The sequence below is a fragment of the Streptococcus salivarius genome (assembly GCF_009738225.1).
Taxonomy (GTDB): domain Bacteria; phylum Bacillota; class Bacilli; order Lactobacillales; family Streptococcaceae; genus Streptococcus.
In genome coordinates this window covers 511,464-533,958 of the sequence record NZ_CP018187.1, presented here as the reverse complement: position 1 = coordinate 533,958, position 22,495 = coordinate 511,464, and the positions used below count along the sequence as shown (strand labels likewise).

Below are 22,495 nucleotides of genomic sequence, written 5' to 3'. Positions count from 1 at the left end.
TTAAATAAGGTAGTAGACTGGGGCGAACAAGAGTCACACCCCACTATAGTCACTAGACAGTTGCAATTAACGACGTGCTTTTTCAGCTTGGAAAGCATCAATCAATTCCAAGAACTCATCGAAGAGATAGCTAGCATCGTGTGGACCAGGTGCTGCATCTGGGTGGAATTGCACTGAGAATGCAGGGAAGTCACGGTGACGAACACCTTCAACTGACTTATCGTTAATTTCTTCGTGTGTTACCATGAGGCAATCTGGAAGCGTCTCACGGTCAATGGCATAACCATGGTTTTGGCTGGTGAAGTCAACACGACCAGTCGCAATTTCACGAACCGCATGGTTAAATCCACGGTGACCAAACTTCATCTTGTAGGCCTTGGCACCATTCGCCAAACTGAACAACTGGTGACCCATACAAATACCAAAAATTGGAATTTTGCCTTGAATGCCACGAATCATATCAAGTGCATACGGTACATCTTCAGGGTTACCTGGACCATTTGACAACATCACACCATCTGGATTAAGATGGAGAATTTCTTCAGCAGTGATATCATGTGGCACAACAGTCACGTTACAGTCACGTTTTGAAAACTCACGCAAGATAGAGTGCTTGAGACCGAAGTCAACCAAAACAATATTTTTACCAACACCTGGTGCTGGGTAGGCTGTCTTAGTTGATACCTGCTCAATATTGTTGGTTGGCAAAACAGTCGCACGCAATTGATCTTGCAAGTGCTCGATACTGTCACCAGGATTAGCCAAAGTCGCTTTCATGGTACCGTGTTGACGGATAATCTTAGTCAAGGCACGTGTATCAATACCAGAGATACCAGGGATGTTTTTTGCTTTCAAAAACTCATCCAAGGTCATTTGGTTACGCCAGTTGCTGGCACGACGGCTAGCCTCTGACACAACAACACCCTTGGTCGTTGGCTTAATTGACTCATAGTCGTCACGGTTAACACCGTAGTTACCAACAAGTGGATAAGTAAAAGTCAAAATTTGACCATTGTAAGACTGGTCTGTGATAGATTCTTGATAACCTGTCATACCAGTATTAAAGACGATTTCACCCGTCACATCCACATCAGCACCGAAGGCCTGACCCTCAAAAATAGTGCCGTCTTCCAAAATAAGTAAACGTTTTGCCATTATAGTAAATTGTTCCTTTCACTAAGATACAAAGGGCGTTAAACATCTGAATGAAAATCAAATCTAACAAAGAAGCTCTAGCCTCTAGGAAGATTTGTCTCTTTTCAAAGATTTAGCCCATGTTCTTTTTCGTCTGATTCTCTCAGGAATCGGTTAACGTAGTTTACGCTTTGCCATTTAAAATAGCTTCAATAATTGCCATACGGACAAAGACCCCGTTTTGCATCTGAGCAACGATACGAGCCTTAGGCGCCTCAACCAGGCTATCAGCAATCTCCACATCACGATTAACCGGAGCAGGATGCATGATAATCGCCTGATCAGCTAACTTGGCATAACGTTCTTCAGTCAAACCATAGAAAGCATGGTAGTCTTCTTTTGAAAATCCTTTATCGTCCCCATGACGTTCGTGCTGAACACGAAGCAACATGAGCACATCCAAGTCCTCAATGACGTCGTCAATAGCCACATGCTGACCATAGACATCGAACTCATTCGAGTACCACTCTGCAGGACCAGCAAAATAAAGCTGAGCACCCAAACGCTTGAGAATCTGCATATTGGACTTAGCGACACGCGAATGCGTAATATCACCTGCAATACAAATCTTTAGATTTTCAAAGGTTCCGAACTCTTCGTAAATGGTCATCAAGTCAAGCAAACACTGACTTGGGTGTTGCCCTGAACCATCACCACCATTAACAATAGAGGTCTGAATAGTCCTACTATCAATCAACTGCTTGTAGTAATCAACTTCCGAGTGGCGAACCACACAGATGTCAACGCCCAAGGCAGACATGGTCAAAATCGTATCATAGAGGGTCTCACCCTTATTCACCGAGCTAGTTCCAGCATCGAACTCAATCACATCCAAGCCAAGTTTTTTCTCAGCCACTTCGAAGGACTTGTGTGTTCGTGTTGAATTTTCAAAAAAGAGATTGGCAGCGAAATACTGTCGATCCAGCTGGAAATCAGCTCTGCCATTTTTAAAATCTCCACCTCGACGAATTAGGCCCAAGACCTCTTCATTCGTGAGGGTTTCCATGGTCACCAAATGCTTCAGTGACACTTTTCCATCTGCAATCGCCATAGTTTTTCCTTTTTAAATGATTGACTAGTCCTTGCTACCTTTATGAGGATCTGGCAAGATTTGGTAAAGTAAGATTCCAAGAATGGTTGAACTTGCCACACCCGTGATTTGAAGACCACCAAGGTCAATCATCAAACCACCGATACCAGATACCAAGATAACACTAGCAATCAAGAGATTCTTTTTATTATCAAAATCAATCTTATGTTCAACTAAAATTTTCAAACCGCTAGCAGCGATAACCCCAAAGAGGGCAATAGAAATTCCACCCAAAACAGCTGTTGGGATAGAACTCAAGAGAGCAGATACCTTACCGATAAAACTCATCAAGACCGCAATCACTGCTGCGCCCGCAATAACGTAAACTGAGTAGACCTTACTGAGGGCCATAACTCCAATATTTTCACCATAAGAAGTTACTGGCGGAGCTCCAAAGAAACCAGCGATAATCTGTGCCAAACCATCACCAGTGAGGGTACGGTCAAGACCTGGATCTTTAAAGTAATCACGTCCAGTTAAACTATTCAAAACCATGACATGGCCAAAGTGTTCGGTCATTGTCACAAAAGCAATCGGAGCCATGGTTAAAATCGCACTTGGATAGAGTTTGAAGTCATAATTCACAAATGGAATGTCAAAACTTGGAACTTGGAACCAATGAGCAGCCGCAACTTTTGAAAATTGAACAAACTCATGTCCTGTCAACCAACCAAGAACCACTGAAAAAATATAACCCACGATTAAACCAAGCAAAATTGGGATAACACCGATGATTTTCTTACCATACATGTTAAAGAGGATGACGGCAAAGAGAGTCACCATAGAAATCACAAGACTGAAGACACTATAGGTATCATTAACCATTGTCGCATCCTTGACTGCATTAGCCGCAAGACTCAAACCGATAACAATGATAATAGGACCAACCACGATTGGCGGAAGGACCTTATCAATCCAAGCATTCCCCGCATACTTAACAATCAAGGCAACAATCAAGTAGACCAAACCACCAGCCATGGCACCTTGAGCTACCGCTGCGATACCGTCAGTCTTCATAAGCATCTGCATGGCTGCAATATAGGCGAAACTAGACCCCATGTAAGCTGGAATCTTGTACTTAGTCACCGTCAAGTGAGCCAAAGTTCCCAAACCAGATGAGAAAAGAGCAATAGCGGGATCAATCCCAACCAAAATCGGTACAAGCACCGTCGCACCAAACATGGCAAACAAGTGCTGGAATGACAAACCAACCAATAAACCAGGTTTTGGCATATCATTCACATCATATTTTACGTTATTCACGATATCAAAGGACTCCTTAAAAACAAGATACAAAGGGACGTTTTGGCTTAGCCAAACATTTCTGTAGAAAAATAGGAAGTCGACAAGGCACTCCAAAGAGTGCTAGGAGACTTATCTTTTTTCCTAAGAAATGAGTCCCGTGTTCAATTAACAAGATACAAAGCCCGTATAAAGCCTAAAGCAAAAATAGGAAATACGATGACGGAGCACCAGCTCCTAAGAGTATTTATCTTTTTTGCACAAGGCTTAGGGCGTGTTCAGTTAAATAAGATACAAAGGGACGTTTTGGCTTAGCCAAACATTTCTGTAGAAAAATAGGAAGTCGACAACGCACTCCAAAGAGTGCTAGGAGACTTATCTTTTTTCCTAAGAAATGAGTCCCGTGTTCAATTAACAAGATACAAAGGGCGTTTCACCCTATCTGTCAGCCAACTTAGCTTGGATCAATAATGTTGACGCTATCTTTGCCATCAACTTCTGTCACCAAAACTTCGATTTCTTCTGACTCACTTGTTGGGATATTTTTACCAACATAGTCCGCACGGATTGGCAATTCACGGTGACCACGGTCAACCAAGACAGCCAAACCAACACGCGCTGGACGTCCATGGCTAACGATATTATCAATAGCTGCACGAATCGTACGACCTGTGTAAAGCACATCATCCACAAGGATAACATCTGTTCCATCAATTTCAATAGGGAAAACAGATGTGTCTTGTTCAGCCTTAACATCATCACGGAAAGCCTTAGTATCAAGCTCAATCAATGGCACATCAAGGTTTTCCAACTGTTTCAAGCGCTCTTGGATACGCTGAGCAATATAAACACCACGTGTCTTAATACCAGCCAAGACAATCTTGTCAAGATTTTTGTTACGCTCAATAATCTCATAAGTGATACGTGTAATGGCACGTTTCATGGTTACGTCATCGACGATCTCTTTTTTCTTCATAAAAGAACCTTTCTAAATACAAAAAAATCCCCTCGAAAACAAGGAGATACACAAAAATATGAGTACAGTTCACCCGTACACTTCTCATGGCTCCTTGCCTGCCTCTCTGGACAGTGATTAAAGGACTTATTTAATTAGGTAAATTATAGCAAATTTCAGACTCTTTTACAAGAAAAAAACAGACGCCTCTCCCAAGAAAGACTATCCGTTTAATAACTCCCAATTTGTAAAATTAAGCTAGACATCCGCCACTGGACGATACCACCGCCAGAGTAAATAGATGGAGCACAACAAGAAGCCTGCTCCCGCTAGCATAAAATGAGAATTCCCAAACCCATAGCCAGCCAATTCAAACATTTTACGAGTCATGTGAATTCCTCCATGCACAGCCACTGCTGCCCAAGTCGTCTGATAGCGATCACGTAGAATCGCTGCAAATAGACCGAAGGAAAATGCCATAGCCGTCGTTAAGAGCCCAAATCCCCATCCTGATGTAAGATGTACTAGATGGATTGCCGCAAATAAAGCAGCTGACGCCAGCATCTTATGGGCGGGCTTGAGATGAAGGGTCTGAAAAATATAGCCCCGAAAGACTAATTCTTCAGGAAAGCCTTGAATCAAAAAGGCCGATACAAAAGCTTTCACAAGGTTAGCAACTGACCAGCTAGCTGCTGACTTGTCCACATCGCCTAGAAAAATAGCGCCTACACAACTAGCTACGACAATTATAACAGTCCAAGAAGCTGCTAGGACAAAGCCTTTGATAGCCTGATGGTCTACCCGTAATTTCATGACTGACCATGGTTTTTTATCCCAAAATGTCAGATAAAGCCAGACCAGTCCTAGATAGGCTAGCACCGTCAGTACCCCTGCAAGCAAGTAACTCGTAACTGTCTCACCCGATACAACTGTTGAGAGGAGAAAAAGGGGTAAAAAGTAAGTAACAGTCATTATAAATGCTCGTACAAAAGTTTTCATCACACACCTCCAAATTTTTGTCAAACTTTTCTATTTTTGTAGAAATGGCTTTTATTCAAAGAGAAAAAGATGATTCCTGCACGCTACCGAAACAAATGGATTTTACGAATATTTCTCAAAATTATTTATCAGCTATAGCTGATAAAAGAAATAGAATTCCTAGGAAGTCTTTGAATTATCAAACACCATACCAAGTTTTTCTGAGTTACTTGAAAAGTCTAACTTAATTTGACAATTTAGGACTGTTAAACTTCTCTCAACTTCTCCAAGGTTTCCTTGAAAATAGCAGGTTCTTCCGCTGTAAATTCGACCAATTCTCCAGTCGTAGGATGCGTGAAACCAAGGGTCTTGGCATGTAGAAATTGGCCATGGCCCTTGAGGGTCTTGCGTGGCCCATAAAGAGGATCTCCCGCCACCGGGTGACCGATATAAGCCATGTGCACACGAATCTGGTGCGTGCGACCTGTTTCCAGTTGCAACTCTACCAAGGTATAGTTGCCAAAACGTTCAAGAACGGTAAATCGTGTAACTGCCGGTTTCCCTTTAGCTGTAATCGCCTGCTTCTTGCGATCCTTGTCTGAGCGCCCAATCGGAGCCTCAATCACACCTCGATCGTTAGGCAGATTGCCATGCACGATAGCCACATACTTACGAAGGGACTTCTTATCCTTAAGCTCCGCCGCCAAAGCATTGTGAGCCTTATCATTCTTAGCAATCATAAGGAGACCTGACGTGTCCTTATCGATACGGTGGACAATTCCTGGACGAACCACACCATTGATAGACGAGAGGTCCTTGACATGATACATCAGGGCATTGACCAAGGTACCAGACGTGTGACCAGCTGAGGGATGGACCACCATACCTTGAGGTTTGTTGACCACTGCCACATCCGCATCTTCGTAGATAATATCCAAAGGAATATCCTCGGCCTTGTACTCCAAGACCTCTTCTTCTGGCAATTCATAGGTGATGACATCACCCTCTTTAACCGCATACTTGGCCTTTGCCGACTTACCATTAACCAAGACTGTCCCAGCCTTGATTGCTTCATTGGCCTGACTACGTGACAATTCTGTCAAATCTGCCAGGGCCTTGTCCAGGCGGTTTCCCGCCTCTTTAATGATGACTTCCATTTTCCTCTTTCCATAAGATTAAAATCAAGAGCAGCACGCCCACCGTTAGATAGGAGTCTGCCACGTTAAATATCGCAAAATCAATAAAATCAAGCTGAACCATATCAACCACGTAACCCAAGTGCAGACGGTCAATAAAGTTACCAATACCACCTGAGATAATCAACACCAAAGATAGCACCAGCCAAAGACTCTTCTGATAATTCTTAACCAGATAAACCAGAGCCGCACCAATCACTAGAACCGTCAAAATCACAAAGAAATATTTCTGATCCTGTAAAATCGAAAAGGCAGCACCACGGTTCTGTAGATAGGTTAAGCTGAAAAGTCCAGGAATAGCCTTGATAACTTGGTTAAGGGCAATATTTGCCACAACCCAATGCTTGACCCACTGATCCAAACCAATCAGAGCTAGAATAGCCAAAGGAATCGCAACCTTACGCATAAATCCTCCTATGGTTTGTATGTATCAAAGTAGTCAAACATAACATTGACAAACTTGAGAGCACAAGACGACAAGTTAATCCCCTTACGACGGACATAAACCATCTTGTTATCCAAATTATCCTCAAGCGGAATCACCGTAATCCCATTCACACTTTGTGCATCCAAGAAGCCAGACCCCGTCGCATAAGCATCCGTACGTTCCAAGATACCGTTCAAAGTCGCACGGTCTGTCACGTTAAACATAAGAGACGAATCTGACGTATCCACAAAGTTCTCAGAATAGTAAAGGTACTCGTCCTTCTCCTGAGTGAAACGCACCGTAGGCAAGGCCGCCAAGTCTTCCATGACCAGACTTTCTTTTTTAGCCAGAGGATGCCCCTTACGGAGATAAATGTGCGTCTTAAACGGAATCAAATCAATAGCCTCAAGCCCAAGCTTGTCCATATTTTGCTGGATTCCCTTGCTATTTTGACGATTCAAATAGATAATCCCAATCTCACTGTGTCCCTTGGCTACCTCATCCAAAATCTGAATGGTCGTAGACTCAAAGATACGGAAATCCTTGTAATCAGGGTAACGCTCTGAAAAAGTCGTAATCAAAGGTGGCAAAAAGTCATAGTGCTGGCTGGCAATCGAATACTGGTTACCCTTTTCAGAAGCATTGAGATAGCGATTTTCAAAACTATCAAAACTGCATACCACCTCAAGCGCACGCTCATAAAAGGTCATACCCTGACTGGTCAAGACAGCCCCCGTCGTTGTACGGGTGAAAATTTGAAAATTCAGCTCCTGCTCCAAATCCTTGATAGCCACTGATAGGCTAGGCTGGCTCACAAAGAGCTTGCTGGCTGCCTCACGGAAGGTTCCGCTGTTGGCAATGGCTACGACATAACGTAGTTGTTGTATGTTCATCTGTGACACTTCTTTCTTGAAAAATCAATCAATTCTATTATACCAGATTTTATCCTCTTTTGTTGATACTAAAAAGCCCAGGTATCCCTGAGCTTGAATGACTAACAAAGTAGTCCTATTCGTCTGATTTATCTGTCAAGAAGTACTCGTTTTCACGTTTGTCATAGTCGAAGGTCAAACGAACAGTATCTACCTTACCATTTTCTGGATTATAATCACGGTAGCTAAGACTCACTGACTGAGTGAGATCGCCCTGTTCGGTTTGTCTCATTTCATGATAAGTGAAGCTAGCCTCTGGGTGTTTTTCAACCACCTCAGAAAGTCGTGTACCCTTAAGCAAATCAGCTTGTGTACCTACAGCCAACTTTTCATAGTCATCTTTTGTCCAGTTGCTATGATAATCATCAACTTTTTTAACCTTATCATAGTTAAAGGTTGCTGAGGCAGATTTCAAAACATAGACATCGCCTTTATTCTCAAAAGTCAAACGAACATAGTTGTTTCCATCTGTGTTTTCTTTTCTATAGGTAAGGTCTAGCAAATCTGGTTTATCTTCCTCGTAAGCATCACTATACTCGGCATCAGTCGCCTTACCGTGAGCGTCCAAGACCTCATCCAATGTCAAAGTACCAACCTTCAACTCCTTAAACTGATCCTCAGTCCAGTCAAACTTATAATTCTCATCGATGTACAGATAAGCTCTATCGTGACCATCACTTTGGAACTGCTCAGCATGGTTCATGACAAATTTCACTGCTTGATAGCCTGCTCCAGCAAGCGAAGTCATGAAGAAGATGATTGACATGACTAGGGCAATAATAGAAAGTGCCTTGCGTGTCGACTTCAGACTCAAAACCAAAGTCACAATAGCTAGAATGATAAGGAAGAAAGCAAGGAAAGTAAAGACAAAACCGAAAGGAAGCGTCCAAGACAAAATGACGAATAGAATCCCCAAAACTAGGATAATAATCGGCAAAGCAATATTAACAAAAGCATTATTCTTGGTTACTTTTGGTTTGTAATAAGGGTTTTCCAAAGGTATCTGACTTGCCTTTGGAGTTTCTTTTTCTTGCTCTTTCTCCATATTCAACTCAGGCATTGGCTTAGGAGCTTCCTCCTCTAATGCCACCTGAGCCTCTTCTGGTTGCGTATCTGCTACTGAGTCAGCTGTCACCTCTTCAGTAGCTTCAGAACTATCCACCTGCTTAGCCTCAACCTGCTCAGACACTTGGGCACTTGGTTCCTCCGAAGCAATGACAAAACCCTCTTTCTTAGCTTCCATAAACTCCTCAGGACTTGGTTTACGTCCATTGACGTCCTCAAAGTGACGCACCCATTCTTCTCTAGTTGCCATAGCTGACTCCTTTATCTCTTTTTCTTTATTTTATCATACTTTAATCTCGTCTTATGAAAATAAAATCGGATATAAGAGAGAATTTTTTGAGACTACCTTAGGTGCTTAAGTGACAAGCCATCTCATGAAAATGGATGGAAGAAGAAAAGAAACTGCACCCAAAAGTTAGATTTTCTCTATCACACTTTTTGGGGGCAGTTCACATTATGGTTTATTTATTACTCATCAGAAAACATCAATTCATCTATCTTTTCTCTATCTTCAGCAATACCCTTATATGACTCGATTGTATTACTAAGGAATTCCATACTTACCTCGTAATCTCCTTCATATAAATATATTTGAGCACCTAATGTTTCAAGACTTTCTAGGAGGGTCCTCATTTTTATCAATTCCTCTAAATCTAGATAATTACATTCTAATAAAACTTCTCCCTTTTGAATCCTATTTTTTATCTCACTAATTGGTATAGTCATAAAGTTTCTTACCAATTTACAAGCTTCAAAAATATTATTTGACATTTTTACTTTTGAGTAGATTACTGACATAACTTCATCCTTTAGAAATCTTGCACATATATACAGTCTAGTATTAGTAAGACTAGTTTTTTATATTTAAATGTATAGCTATGTATCTAGTCTTTTTTAATCTCCAAACTAAGCTTATAAAAACTATAAAGGCTATAAGCAATTGCAATGATTCCCAAGAAACCAAAGTATACATTATCCTTTAAACTCTTCAGATAAATGCCAATTATTATAAAGAGAAAGGTATTGATCAAAATGACTAATCTTTTATTTTCTATCTTGCCTATTTTAAGTACCAATAGTCTAATGATAAGTATCGATGGAGAGAATAAAACGGCAATGATTGTAAGTAAAATATTTTTTCTGCTAATTAAATTAGCTTTAATGCCTTTTTGAGATTCTTTTTCAATATTCATCTCTTTAAATAATAGTTCCAGTGAAACATTATCAGGTTCACTTTTTCCTAATTCCCATTTAGAAATCGTCTGACGAGTAACAAATACTTTATCTGCAAGTTCTTGCTGAGTCATACCTGTTTTAGTTCTATATTCTTTAATCAACGTAGCAATGTCCATTTTAATACCCCTAGCTTATTTCTATTCTTCGATAAAAGGCTCTATCAACAAAATTGCTATTAATATTATATAGAGAGGAAGTTTATAAATAAAGTAAGTAGCAACGAGTAATAGAAACAATAACATTCTCGTAACCCACGGATATTTGTTTGATAAACTGACCAATAAATTAACTAAAGGTTTCAGTATCAACCCCATTAATCCAAAAGCAAGCACCCATATAAAATTAGTTTTGTTTTTCTTAATAAATTGTAACATTAAGAATACCTCCTCAGATTTGTTACTTTAAATTTATCAAGACCCATGACTAAAAGCACGCAACGAATAGTAAAATATGCGCAACGTCCTTAGAAACTAGGATGCAACGCTCCAAGTCATTACGCAACGAGGAGAATATTACCTCTTAAAAGTACGAAATGGCAGTACATTAGAATCTAAAGACAGTGAAATTTTATAATAATTAAGCTGTACTATTTTAAAGTCTATATTTTCATAAACTTTTGTTTGTCTTCGAGACCAAAACGTTGGACTACGACCTTCATATTTTTGAAGCTTCTACTTTTGTAGTTACACTTTCATTAACTTTAATCATCTTTATTACGTTTCCATCAATCTTATAATTAACTTCAAAACCTGTTGGTCTTCTCTATGCACCTTACCCCTGCATCCTCCTATACTCCTTCGACTTCTCGCCATACCAGTCCTTAGCTGAGTAGCCAAACTGCTCTCTATATCGCTCGGAGTATTTGAAGAGGTAATAGCCTCGTAGCAAATCAATGGAAAAGACATAAGTCGCAAAGACAAAAATAGCAGGCATTAGGGGCATCAAAACTGCATCAATACTCCCTCTGATGTCGCTCCCGGTAGAGCGGTCAAACAGTACCAGTCCAGCTGTAATCCCCGTTCCTCCTAAAAAGACCAAGCCATCTGAAATTTTTTCGGTTACAAGAGCTACCATAGGGCTAAACTCTGTCTGATTTTGAACGGCTTCTCTCAGTTTACGGGGAACCGTTCGAATCAAATAATAAATGGACAGAAGAAACATAGCCCCCGATAGTATACTGACAATATTTCGTCGTGTCATCATCATTATACCAGCACATACTGTAAAGATAGCGAGTAAGACGACCATATAAAAGTAGGTGCAGAATTTTAGTTTCATCGGGCTTCTTCTGTACTTTATTGAAAAGAAAAGATAGATCAGATACATGACTACATACAAGAGAATGACTGGCCACTGAATCCAAGAAAATGTTGGATTTTGATCAACTGTCAATCCTTTTATAAACATGGGCATAGCAATGGAGAAGAAATAAATAACAATTGAAGTGATTAACAAGCCAATAAATCGTTTCCAGCTTCCTTTTTGATTGAGCTTTTCTACGGTCTCCTTAGTGACAAGAGACTGACTTTGCTCGAATGTATAATTTAAGAATTTCAATAGCTTTCTCCTTTTATCAAGAAAAAAAAGGAAGGTTTCCCCTCCTGTCCCTTAATTAATCCTCATCTGGACCTGATTTATAAGTAAGGTAGAATGTATCTTCACCTTCTTTGGTATCAAATGACAAGTAAACACTCTTGAGTTTGCCATCTTCAGCCTTATAATCACTATAAGAAATAGTCATTTCTTTTTTGAATTCACCTTGACGAGATGTTGAAATCGTGTATTCTGCACTTGAAGCTTTAGGGTGATCCTTAACGACATCTTCAAGTTTTGTACCGTTTGATGGATCAGTGTAATCCCCCTTATTGAGAGCATCAAACTGTTCTTTTGTCCAGTCAGCTTTATAAGACTTATCAACTTCTACCTTATCTTGAGGGAATCTACCTGAAGCATATGACAAGATAAATGTACCATCATATTGTTTCGTAAAGGTTAGGTAAACACTTTCACCATAGTCTTTACCAGAGTAGTTCAACTTCATCTCATCGCCAGAGATTTGTGCATCAGAAGCCTTACCATAAGTCTTGATGATAGACTTAACGGTATCTTTACCGACTTTCAATTTCTGGAACTTAGATTCATTCCAGTCAAATTTAGCATTTTTGTCAATGTAATCGTTGACGTCAGTGCTATCACCTTTTGAATCAGATTTAGAGTCAGATTTTGAATCGCTGTCATCATTTTTCTTGTCAGCATCATCGTCTTTATCAGCAACTTTTGATGTCTTGCTTGAGCTTGTGTTATCACTAGCGTTTTGAGAGATTTGGAAAATCAAACCACCAATAGACACAAAGAGCATGAGACCAGCAACACCTGTTGCAATGATTGAAAGCAATTTCTTGCTTGATTTAAGGCTAAAGACAAGTGAAACAACTGCCACCGCAACTGCGAGGACTGTCAAGATGATGAAGAGCCAAGCAGGACCTACAAACCATGCCAAGACTGCAAAGATTACTGAAAGTGCAATCGCAACGATTGGCAAGATAAGATTGAAAAGAGGTTTATCTGCTGAGCCAGCTGCTGCTGGATTAGGAACTGTTCCAAATCCTTGAGCTGATGAGATAGGTGCCTTTTCAAACATGCTTGAATCAAATTGTGGTGTTGGTTGTTGCACAGGTGCTTCTGAGAAAGCTTCTGCACCAAATGGTGATTCACTGCTTGCTTGTTCTGCGACGGCATCCTCAGCTGTTTCAGCTACATCTGCGATGTCATCTTGTTCTGTGACTTCTTCAGTAGCAACTGGTTCTGGAGCTACTTCTTCAGCGACAGGTTCATTAGCTGGTGCTTCTACAGATGCTGCTTGAGCAGCCAAAGCACTTGTATCAAAGTCAGCTGCTTTAGCATCCAAAAATTCTTGGGGGCTAGGCTTACGCCCGTGTACCGACTCAAAGAGTTCAGCCCATTCTGCTTTAGTTGACATAAAAATCTCCTTTTTTCAAGAAATCCAAACAAGAGGCCCCTTCAGCTTAGCGAAGTTTTCTATAGTTAGAATTTAGACACCTATCTCTGATAAGAGCAAGTAGCATGCGTCCTTCCAAAAGTCAGCCCTCACTTTTTAGCCTGAGGCAACCTTTCCCTATATCTAGTCCCATGTTCATTTTCTTGTTGATAGTTCCATTCTACCATATTTAAAGACCTCTGTTAACCGTTTCCCAAAAGGTTTTTTTCTGCTACAATAGTAGGTATAATGCACCAAAGGAGTTATATATGAAAAACATTAAAAAGTACATTCCATTAATTATTGTACTTGTTATCGCAGGCCTAGGTTTTGCCTTTCGTGAGAACATCGCACGCGTCGTTCGTGGAGATGCTTATGTTGATAATAAGATATTCACTAAACAATTAGAAAAAGCCCAAAAATCTGGAAAAGATGCCTTTCCACAGTTGTCTGACAAGGTCGGTAAGGACGAAGCTGAAGTTATCCTCCACACTTCAAAGGGTGATATCACAGTCAAACTCTTCCCTACACTTGCTCCAAAGGCTTCTGAAAACTTCTTGAAACATGCCAAGGACAAATACTATGATGGTCTTACCTTCCACCGTGTCATCAAGGACTTCATGATTCAAAGTGGTGACCCTAAGGGTGACGGTACTGGCGGAGAATCTATCTGGAAGAAAGGTTTCGCTGTTGAGCCTACACCATTCCTCTACAACATCCGTGGCGCACTTGCTATGGCCAATACTGGTGCTAAGAATTCAAATGGCAGCCAATTCTACATTGTTCAAAACAAGGACGATCAAAGCAAGCAACTAGGAAATGCTGGCTATCCAAAACCTATCATTGACGCCTACAAAAAAGGTGGTTACCCAGCTGGTGATACCAAATATACTGTCTTTGGACAAGTCATCAAAGGCATGGATGTCGTTGATACCATTGCAAACCTTGAAGTCGATGACAACAGCAAACCAAAAGAAAATGTAACGGTTAATTCCGTTGAAGTTGTGAAAGACTACAAATTCAAATAAACAAAAATCCGAGAAGTTGATTCTCGGATTTCTTTTTTATTTAACAGCAGTGAGGAGATAGTCGCCAGTGTTAACACGAGCTTCTTTAGTCGTTAAGACATCATTAAAGTCAGCTGTATTGGTCACAATGACTGGCGTGATAACTGGTAATTTAGCATCTCGGATAGTTGCTAGGTCAAATTCTATAAGTTTCTGTCCTGCTTCTACGACTTCACCTGCTTCCACATAGGTCTTGAAACCTTTACCAGCAAGAGAAACAGTGTCCATACCAATATGAATGAGAAGCTCTGCACCATTTTCAGTTGTCAAACCAATCGCATGACCAGTAGGGAAGACTAAATTAACAGTTGCCTTAGCTGGTGCGACAACTACCCCATCAGTAGGGTCAATAGCGATACCTTTACCCATAGCTCCTGAGGCAAAGACTTGGTCAGGAACTTGGTCAAGTGGGACAACATTCCCGATAAGTGGGCTTGCAATAATTTCTTGTTGAATTTCCTTAGGAGCGGGTGCAGCTTCTTCAGCTTTTTCCTCAACCTTAGCTGCCCCACCACCGTATAGATTTGGTACTCGGACAAAAAGTTGGATGAGGAAGGCAAGAACACCACCCACAATGGCAATAATAATGGCAAAGATAACTTTAGAAAGGTTACCGTCAGGCCCAATAAGGCTTGGGAAGACAAAGACACCCAGACCACCTATTGAATACGTCTTAATATCTAGGGCCATCATGGCAGCCCCCATAAGTCCTGAAACACCACATGAAATGTAGAATGGCGTTTTCATTGGAAGGGTTACCCCATAGATAGCAGGTTCTGTAACCCCAAAAATAGATGAAATGAAGGCTGGCATAGAGATGGTACGGACTTTTTCTTCTTTCGTTTTAAGCATGATAGCTCCCAACACACCTGTTTGCGTGAAACATGGAAGAATAGCTGCCGAAAGAATAATAGAACTTCCGTTTGTTGCCACATCTAGGATAGCAAGGGGAACAAGCGCCCAGTGCATTCCGAACATAACCAAGACTTGCCACGAGATACCGAGTATAAGACCAAAGACAATCGGACTAAAGTTCATGATTGCTTGGAAAAGGCTTGTCAATCCATCAGAGAAAGTATTAGCAACTGGTCCTACCACCAAGAATGTCAATGGGACAGTAATGAGTAATGTAAAGAAAGGTACCGCAAAGACTTTAATGACATCTGGGATAATCTTAGTAAAGAATTTTTGAATGTGAGAAGCTACCCAGATGGCCAAGATAGAAGGCATTACTGTTGAGAGGTAACCTCCTGCAGGAAGTGCAAATGGAATAACTCCTAGAGCATGACCTTGACCAGCTTTCTGAAGAGCAGTCACCAGCGTAGCAATATCAGGATAAACAAGTGCCGCTGCAATCGCAATAGCTGTAAACTCATTAACCTTGAAACGACGAGCAGATGTCAAAGCAATTAAGATTGGCAAGAACTGGAAGAAACCATCTCCTGCTGCATTAAAGATGACATACATAGGACTCGTTGCAGCTGACAAGCCACAAGCTGCCATGATAGCAACTATCCCTTTGATAATCCCCGCTGCAGCTAAAGGTCCAAGGAAAGGTTGGAAAATACTTGAAACCAAAGATACAAAGCGGTCAAAGAGATTCCCTTTAGGCGCATCACCTTCATCAATATCAAGACTACCACCTGCTGGAAGACCGCCAACTTGGAGAACCTCCGCATAAACATCAGGGACATGGTTACCGATAACCACCTGATATTGACCACCTGCCTTAACAACAGTAACAACACCGTCACGGTTCTTAAGGTAGTCATCATCTGCTTTAGACTCATCTTTCAAATCAAAGCGCAAACGTGTCACACAATGTTTTAAGCTATTGACATTTTGCTTACCACCAACGTGTTTGAGAATGTCTTCAGCTAATTCAGTATATTTAGCCATAAGGGCTCCTTTCTTTTCTAGGATTTTAGTTCTTTCGAGGCTTTTTCAACGAAAAAAACCTAAATAAATACCAAGAACCAATTAGGGTGAGTATACACTACTCCCATTAGTTTTTCGTATTTATCTAGGTTTTGCCTGCTGACCAGTAACAATCCTTTTGCTATGGTTATATAATATCAGAGTTCAAATATTTTTGCAAGCCCTTACAAAAATATTTTTTGTTTTTTGAGGTAAAATCTTGACCAAGATAATAAGTCATGATAAACTATTGTTAGTTTATAAACTAACAGAAAGAGAGTTACACGATGAAAACAAGTGCAATTATTGAATTTAAAGATACATACGCTAGCATGGAATGCCACGAGCTTGGTTACCAAACCAAGGAAACTGCCTTAGCTATTATTTCTCCTACTGGACATATTCTATCAAGTACACCGCTTTTCAGAAAGGTATATGGTTCAAATACTGCTCACATCGACCAACTTCCTTTCAATATAGATAACCTCAGTATCACAGCAAGAGGTCTTAGTAAAAAGGCTAAAGCCAACTTGGAAGATTGGATTACCCATACTATAATTCTTCCAATGGACTATGATAAGTCCTTTACTAAGCATCAAGAACTTTTGCACCTCTTAGCAGACTCACCTATCGTTGAGTCTGTCCAAGCATTAACTTATAAGACAGTTAAGATTCATTTTTCCGAAACACTCAATGATGAACATATTCGCCAACTGCAAGGTTTTATTCTCGCTCAGGCAGGCATCTACAGCTATATTGGGACATCTACAGTCTCAGACCGAAATGCCCACCAGGCTCTTGAATGGGCTAAACTTGATGTTAATGGTCGTTCGCACAACGATCACAAGCCTGCTATTTTCCATCGTAGTAAGGGCCTCTTAAGTGGTTTCTTTCACCATGGAAGCCAAGAAAGTATTGCATAGATAACAATTGGGACACCTTGTGTCCTTTTTTGGCAACTAAAAAAGCCCACCATAAAGGTGAGCTAAATCGACTTATTTACTGTGTTTCCAATTACTGTAGATACTAAACACTACAATCCAGATGGCTGCTCCGATAGCTCCGACAACTGTTGACTTTTGCAAGAAGAGACAAACAAAGACGAAGATGAAGAAAAGGATAGTCAATGGATTAAGAATCTTATAGGCTGGCATAAGGAAGCCATCTGCCATAAACTCTTGAGACTTACGGTACTTGAGATGAGCAAGCATGGTCAAAATATAGATGGCAATGTAGACACCCGATGAAGATGCGGTAATCAAAGCGAAGGCGTCAGATACACCAGGTAAGACGTTGATGAAGGCTGAAACACAAACTACAATGGCTGAAACAATGATAGCACGTGAAGGAATACCATTACGGGCCAAGGTATCAAGTTTCAAAGATTTCATAACCTTACTGTTTGGTGTTTCCCTAGCGATTTGGAAAAGGTGACGGCCAGTTGAATAAAGTGTTGAATTCAAAGAAGAGGCTGCTGCTGTCAAAACGACAAAGTTAATGAAAGCCGCTGCCCACTTGATACCAACCATTTGGAAGACCGTTACGAAGGGTGATTCATTAACTGGAAGTTTTTGCCATGGGAAGATAGCCATGATGGCAATGAGGGCACCCACATAGAAAATGACAATACGAATCGGAATTTCCTTAATTGCCTTTGGTAAAACCTTACGTGGATTTGCTGTCTCAGATGTTGTAATCCCTACAAATTCGATGGCTTGGTAGGCAAAGAAGACCATTTGGAAGGTCATGACAAAGCTCACCCAACCTTTAGGGAACATCTGGAAACCTTGTGTGATATTGTTAAGACTAGCATGTCCAGCTGGCGTTTCAAAGTTAGTTGCTACCATAAATATCCCTGTAGCTATCAAGGCAAGAATGGTGACAATCTTGATCATCCCAAACCAAAACTCAACTTCCCCGAAGATCTTAACCGCAATCAAGTTAACCGAACTCAGGATAATCAAGAAGACAATCTGAATCTGCCAGGCAGGCCAACTTGGAAACCAAAACTGCACATAGTTCGATACAGCCGTAATTTCTGCCATACCAAGAAATACCAGTGATACCCAGTAAGACCAACCTGAGAAGAATCCCCAGCCTTTACCAAGGTATTTCGTAATAAAATTAATAAAGGTATGTTGGTCCGGGTCCATGTAGAGCATCTCACCGATAGCTCGCATCATGAGGTACATGAAGACACCTGTCAGCATATAAACAAGTATGATTGAAGGTCCTGTTAGGGAAAGGGAACGCCCTGCCCCAAGGAAGAGACCTGTACCGATTGTACCAGCGATGGCAATCAGCTGGACGTGACGGTTTTGAAGACCACGCACCATCCCATTCTCAGTCTGGTTGTCGTCGTCTTTATGATGTTGCTTTTGCGACATTTTTTTCACTCCAATTCTATTAAGCAAGACTTATTGAGTCCTGCAATTTTTAACATAACTTATATTGTACCATTTTTGAAATAATCGGTCAATATTATACAGAATATTCAGAATTTTATACTTCAAAACAAGGGCTTGGAAAACTTCCAAACCCTTGTTACTAGTTATTATGATTCAGGATCATCAAGGCTACGACCATGCAAGCCTTTTTCACGTTGGACTTGACGTAGTTTTTCAGGTGTCACATCGTTACCTTCTTCGTCAACCACTTTAATTCCTTCGATGTGGTGACGAACTGAGCGACGATAACCCTCAATGTATTCTTCACGAAGTTTTGCTTGTTCTACCTCTTCTTCTGGTGTCAAGCCTTCTGTTTTTTTCTTTTTGGCAAGCTCATTGATACGAGCAATTTTTTCAGGTGTCATAATAAGACCTACTTTCTACCTGTCAACAGGTACTTATTTTGTATTCAATTGATTAAAGGCTGCAACAGCTTTGGCTTTAGCCACAAGACCCGAAAGAAGGGCCAAACGGTTGTTTTTAACAGCCTCATCTTCTGCCATAACCATGGTATTGTCAAAGAAGGCATCGATGACTGGGCTAAGAGCAAAGAGCTGAGCCAATTTGTCACTAGCTGAACCAGTCAATTCAAGCTCTTCAATCGCTTTAGAAAGGGCTTTTTCTTGGTCATTTTCAAAGAGACTTGCATCGACTGCTACTGAAGCATCTGCTTTTTCTGCCAAGTTGAAGGCACGTGAGAGTGATTCAACAGCTGCCTTGTAACCATCAGCCTTAGCAGCTTCTGAGAGGGCGTCAGCTGCTTCAAGCATATCTGCCACGACAAAGTTTGAACCAGCAAGAACGGCTTCCTTGATATCTTTAGATGTGCGTCCCATCATCTTATCCACACGCGCTTTGATGAAGTTGATGACTTCTGCTTGATTGTCATAAGAAAGACTATCAAATGAAAGGGCGTAAAGGCTGTCGATCAACTCATCCATAGGGATGTGCCAACCAAAAGCATCCAAGATACGAACAATCCCTTGTGTTGCACGACGAAGCGCATAAGGGTCATTTGAACCTGATGGAATCAAGCCAACTGAGAAGAAGGAAAGGAGAGTATCCAATTTATCTGCAAGCGCAAGGATAGCACCAACCTTAGTCTCTGGAAGAGCTCCGTCTGCTGAATCAGGAAGGTAATGCTCACGGATAGCTGTCGCAACCGCAGCATCCTCACCAGCAAGGAGGGCGTATTTTTCACCCATGATTCCTTGCAATTCATCGAACTCTCCGACCATACCAGTCAAGAGGTCAAATTTGTAAATTTCAGCTGCACGCGCTACGGCTGCAGTTTCTTCGGCAGTCAAACCAGCTTGCTCAGCCAATGACGCGGCAATGACACCAGCACGCGCCATGTGTTCTGAGAGAGAACCGATTTTTTCATGGAAAGTCACGTTAGCCAATTTAGCAACGAGGTCTTCAATCTTAAGCTTTTGGTCTTCACGCCAGAAGAATTCACCATCTTCAAGACGGGCCACCAAGACTTTTTCATTTCCTCGAACAACATTTTCCAAGTGCTCGGCGTTACCGTTACGGACTGAGATGAAGTTTGGTTTCAACTTACCATCAAGGTCACGTACAACAAAGTAACGTTGGTGGGTTTCCATTGAGGTCACCAAGACTTCTTCTGGAACGTCCAAATACTTAGTATCGAAACTTCCCATAAATGCAGTTGGGTATTCGACCAAGTTCAAGACTTCATTCAAAAGTCCTTCTTCGATTTGGACTTGAACACCTTGTTCTGCTTCGATAGCTTTGATTTGCTCACGAATCATGTTTTCACGTTCTTTGCTATCCGCAATCACGTAAACAGTACGAAGGTCTTCCTCATAAGAATCCGCATTGGTAATTTCCACTTCATGTCCAAGGAAACGATGTCCACGACTCACACGACCTGACTTGATATCCAAGAAGTCAAGGTCAAGCGCTTCGTCGCCCAAAAGAACTGTCAAGGTGTGAACTGGGCGAATGTATTCAAATGTGTTGTTAGCCCAGTGCATGCTGACAGGGAAAGTCAATGAAGCAAGCACTTCTGGAACGCCAACCAAAACTTCTTTAGCAGGTTTTCCAGCTTCGTGTTTAGTAACATAAACGTACTCTTCACCTTTGACTTCACGGAATTCGATATCGTCAACAGTCAAGCCTTTCCCACGGACAAATCCTTGCGCAGCTTTTGAGAAGTTACCTTCTGCATCCAAAGCGATTTTCTTAGAAGGGCCTTTAAAATCTTCGGTCAAATCGGATTGTTGATCAGCCAAACCAATCACACGGACTGCCAAACGGCGTGGTGTTGAGAAGGTTTGAATGCTTTCGTATGAGAGACGGTTATCATCCAAGAAGGCTGCCATTTTCTCCCCGAGTTGTTTTTCACTTGGTGTGACAACGTAGGCTGGCAACTCTTCAAGTCCAAGTTCTACTAATAAGTTTTTTGTCATGTTTCTTCCTTTACAAAATTCTTTTTTGATAGGCGCCTTAGGTACTGGGGACGTTGCTAACTAACTTTGTGAGGCTGTATGGAAATCTGGTGTCTCCTTGACATAGATTTCCAACAGTCTCATCAAAGTGGATTTAGCTAACTGATTTTTGAACCTAACGTTTCAAAAATCCCCATATACCAGTACAGCGGCGCCTATCCCTTTAGCAAGTCTTCGACTTGCCTCTGGGTAGCCATGTGGGCTCACTTTGTTTGCCCATTTTCCATTCTTGTAACGCTTATTATTCTTCCTCTTCTGCTAGGAGTTTGGCGCGTGTGGCTTCGTCGAGAAGTGGATATCCGAGTTTTTTGCGTTCTGCGACGAAGGTTTTAGCAACGACACGGGCCAAGTTACGGATGCGGGCAATGTAACCGGCACGTTCTGTAACAGAAACAGCGCCACGAGCATCTAGCAAGTTAAAAGTATGTGAACATTTCAAAACGTAGTCATAGGCAGGGTGAACAAGACCCAATTCCAAAGCACGTCCTGCTTCTTTTTCAAATTTTTCGAAGTTTTCAAGAAGCATGTCTTGGTCAGAAACTTCAAAGCTGTATTTTGAGTGTTCGTATTCTGGTTGAAGGAAGATTTCCCCGTATTTAACGCCTGGAGCCCACTCAATATCGTAAACAGAATCTACTTCTTGGATGTAAGAAGCCAAACGTTCCAAACCGTAAGTGACCTCAGAAGTTACCGGACCAGTTGCCAATCCACCAACTTGTTGGAAGTAGGTGAACTGAGTGATTTCCATACCGTCAAGCCAAACTTCCCAACCAAGACCAGCTGAACCAGTTGATGGGTTTTCCCAGTTATCTTCAACGAAACGAATATCGTGTTCCAAAGGATTGATGCCCAATTTTTCCAATGACTCAAGGTAGAGCTCTTGGATGTTTGATGGAGAAGGTTTCATAACCACTTGGAATTGGTGGTGTTGGTAAAGGCGGTTTGGGTTTTCCCCGTAACGACCATCTGCTGGACGACGAGATGGCTCTACATAAGCCGCATTCCATGGCTCAGGACCAATGGCACGAAGGAAGGTGTAAGGACTCATGGTTCCCGCACCTTTTTCGTTATCATAAGCCTGCATGAGCATACAACCCTGGTCATTCCAGTATTGTTGCAAAGTCAAAATAATTTCTTGAAATGTTAATTTCTTAGACATTGAATACTCCTTGATTAAAAATGATTTCTTGCGACACGAGTCTGCCTCGTCGATTATACGAGGCAGGACGAGTTAGTACTGCGTCTAGCTCAGGCACCCTAGTGCTGAGCGTGGGGCA

At 41.3% G+C, this 22,495-nt stretch carries 21 protein-coding genes and 1 pseudogene; 3 read left to right on the top strand and 19 right to left on the bottom strand.

The window, feature by feature from the left end; all coding sequences use genetic code 11:
• Positions 1–66: 66 nt before the first annotated feature.
• The 5 genes from BSR19_RS02730 to BSR19_RS02710 all read right to left on the bottom strand — a co-directional run bounded on the left by BSR19_RS02730 (position 67) and on the right by BSR19_RS02710 (position 5,480).
• A complete protein-coding gene (locus BSR19_RS02730; protein ID WP_002890257.1) occupies positions 67–1,155 on the bottom strand; it encodes a carbamoyl phosphate synthase small subunit in 1,089 nt (362 codons plus the stop codon).
• Positions 1,156–1,318: 163 nt separating this feature from the next.
• Positions 1,319–2,245 (bottom strand): aspartate carbamoyltransferase catalytic subunit, encoded by a 927-nt coding sequence (locus tag BSR19_RS02725; RefSeq protein WP_156246483.1) that lies wholly within the window; start codon positions 2,243–2,245, stop codon positions 1,319–1,321.
• Between the two features lie 24 nt (positions 2,246–2,269).
• A complete protein-coding gene (locus BSR19_RS02720; RefSeq protein ID WP_156246481.1) occupies positions 2,270–3,547 on the bottom strand; it encodes a solute carrier family 23 protein in 1,278 nt (425 codons plus the stop codon).
• A 433-nt stretch (positions 3,548–3,980) separates the two neighbouring features.
• On the bottom strand, positions 3,981–4,502 hold the full coding sequence (gene pyrR, locus BSR19_RS02715; protein WP_002890254.1) for a bifunctional pyr operon transcriptional regulator/uracil phosphoribosyltransferase PyrR: 522 nt from the start codon (positions 4,500–4,502) through the stop codon (positions 3,981–3,983).
• Between the two features lie 237 nt (positions 4,503–4,739).
• Positions 4,740–5,480 (bottom strand): CPBP family intramembrane glutamic endopeptidase, encoded by a 741-nt coding sequence (locus BSR19_RS02710; protein ID WP_107372412.1) that lies wholly within the window; start codon positions 5,478–5,480, stop codon positions 4,740–4,742.
• An 83-nt stretch (positions 5,481–5,563) separates the two neighbouring features.
• On the opposite strand from BSR19_RS02710, the pseudogene BSR19_RS11570 reads away from it, so the two are divergent.
• A pseudogene (locus tag BSR19_RS11570) lies at positions 5,564–5,707 on the top strand (IS30 family transposase); the annotation flags it as partial.
• 18 nt (positions 5,708–5,725) lie between these two features.
• Here BSR19_RS11570 and BSR19_RS02700 read toward each other — a convergent pair.
• From BSR19_RS02700 to BSR19_RS02660, 9 genes are all read right to left on the bottom strand, one after another.
• On the bottom strand, positions 5,726–6,616 hold the full coding sequence (locus tag BSR19_RS02700; RefSeq protein WP_156246479.1) for an RluA family pseudouridine synthase: 891 nt from the start codon (positions 6,614–6,616) through the stop codon (positions 5,726–5,728).
• Positions 6,600–7,061: a signal peptidase II gene (gene lspA, locus BSR19_RS02695; RefSeq protein ID WP_037602007.1), complete on the bottom strand. Its 462-nt coding sequence runs from the start codon at positions 7,059–7,061 to the stop codon at positions 6,600–6,602. Before lspA ends, BSR19_RS02700 begins: the two co-directional genes overlap by 17 nt.
• 8 nt (positions 7,062–7,069) lie before the next feature.
• Entirely contained in the window at positions 7,070–7,975 is a 906-nt protein-coding gene (locus BSR19_RS02690) for a LysR family transcriptional regulator (RefSeq protein ID WP_156246477.1), read from the bottom strand.
• Positions 7,976–8,090: 115 nt separating this feature from the next.
• Positions 8,091–9,329, bottom strand: a complete 1,239-nt coding sequence (locus BSR19_RS02685; RefSeq protein WP_156246475.1) for a CD20-like domain-containing protein — start codon at positions 9,327–9,329, stop codon at positions 8,091–8,093.
• A gap of 218 nt (positions 9,330–9,547) precedes the next feature.
• Positions 9,548–9,877 carry a hypothetical protein gene (locus BSR19_RS02680; RefSeq protein WP_048790465.1) on the bottom strand — a complete coding sequence of 110 codons (330 nt, stop codon included), beginning with the start codon at positions 9,875–9,877 and terminating at the stop codon, positions 9,548–9,550.
• 86 nt (positions 9,878–9,963) lie between these two features.
• A complete protein-coding gene (locus BSR19_RS02675; protein WP_037599662.1) occupies positions 9,964–10,431 on the bottom strand; it encodes a helix-turn-helix transcriptional regulator in 468 nt (155 codons plus the stop codon).
• A 21-nt stretch (positions 10,432–10,452) separates the two neighbouring features.
• The gene (locus BSR19_RS02670; RefSeq protein ID WP_037599660.1) at positions 10,453–10,689 is read right to left on the bottom strand and encodes a hypothetical protein; all 237 of its coding nucleotides are present in this window, start codon (positions 10,687–10,689) and stop codon (positions 10,453–10,455) included.
• A 397-nt stretch (positions 10,690–11,086) separates the two neighbouring features.
• The gene (locus BSR19_RS02665) at positions 11,087–11,872 is read right to left on the bottom strand and encodes a hypothetical protein (RefSeq protein ID WP_037599658.1); all 786 of its coding nucleotides are present in this window, start codon (positions 11,870–11,872) and stop codon (positions 11,087–11,089) included.
• Between the two features lie 55 nt (positions 11,873–11,927).
• Positions 11,928–13,295, bottom strand: a complete 1,368-nt coding sequence (locus tag BSR19_RS02660) for a hypothetical protein (RefSeq protein ID WP_037599657.1) — start codon at positions 13,293–13,295, stop codon at positions 11,928–11,930.
• A gap of 287 nt (positions 13,296–13,582) precedes the next feature.
• On the opposite strand from BSR19_RS02660, the gene BSR19_RS02655 reads away from it, so the two are divergent.
• Positions 13,583–14,341 carry a peptidylprolyl isomerase gene (locus tag BSR19_RS02655; protein WP_037599655.1) on the top strand — a complete coding sequence of 253 codons (759 nt, stop codon included), beginning with the start codon at positions 13,583–13,585 and terminating at the stop codon, positions 14,339–14,341.
• Between the two features lie 36 nt (positions 14,342–14,377).
• Here BSR19_RS02655 and BSR19_RS02650 read toward each other — a convergent pair whose 3' ends face one another.
• On the bottom strand, positions 14,378–16,279 hold the full coding sequence (locus tag BSR19_RS02650; protein ID WP_156246473.1) for a beta-glucoside-specific PTS transporter subunit IIABC: 1,902 nt from the start codon (positions 16,277–16,279) through the stop codon (positions 14,378–14,380).
• Between the two features lie 305 nt (positions 16,280–16,584).
• On the opposite strand from BSR19_RS02650, the gene BSR19_RS02645 reads away from it, so the two are divergent.
• Positions 16,585–17,220, top strand: coding sequence for a nucleotidyltransferase (locus BSR19_RS02645; protein ID WP_156246471.1), 636 nt, complete (start codon positions 16,585–16,587; stop codon positions 17,218–17,220).
• A gap of 72 nt (positions 17,221–17,292) precedes the next feature.
• Here BSR19_RS02645 and BSR19_RS02640 read toward each other — a convergent pair whose 3' ends face one another.
• The 4 genes from BSR19_RS02640 to glyQ form a co-directional block, all read right to left on the bottom strand.
• Positions 17,293–18,684 carry an amino acid permease gene (locus tag BSR19_RS02640; RefSeq protein WP_156246469.1) on the bottom strand — a complete coding sequence of 464 codons (1,392 nt, stop codon included), beginning with the start codon at positions 18,682–18,684 and terminating at the stop codon, positions 17,293–17,295.
• Positions 18,685–18,851: 167 nt separating this feature from the next.
• On the bottom strand, positions 18,852–19,109 hold the full coding sequence (locus tag BSR19_RS02635) for a DUF896 family protein (RefSeq protein WP_002886085.1): 258 nt from the start codon (positions 19,107–19,109) through the stop codon (positions 18,852–18,854).
• 33 nt (positions 19,110–19,142) lie between these two features.
• Positions 19,143–21,179, bottom strand: coding sequence for a glycine--tRNA ligase subunit beta (glyS, locus tag BSR19_RS02630; RefSeq protein WP_156246467.1), 2,037 nt, complete (start codon positions 21,177–21,179; stop codon positions 19,143–19,145).
• Between the two features lie 280 nt (positions 21,180–21,459).
• Entirely contained in the window at positions 21,460–22,377 is a 918-nt protein-coding gene (glyQ, locus tag BSR19_RS02625) for a glycine--tRNA ligase subunit alpha (protein ID WP_002886077.1), read from the bottom strand.
• Between the last annotated feature and the right edge of the window lie 118 nt (positions 22,378–22,495).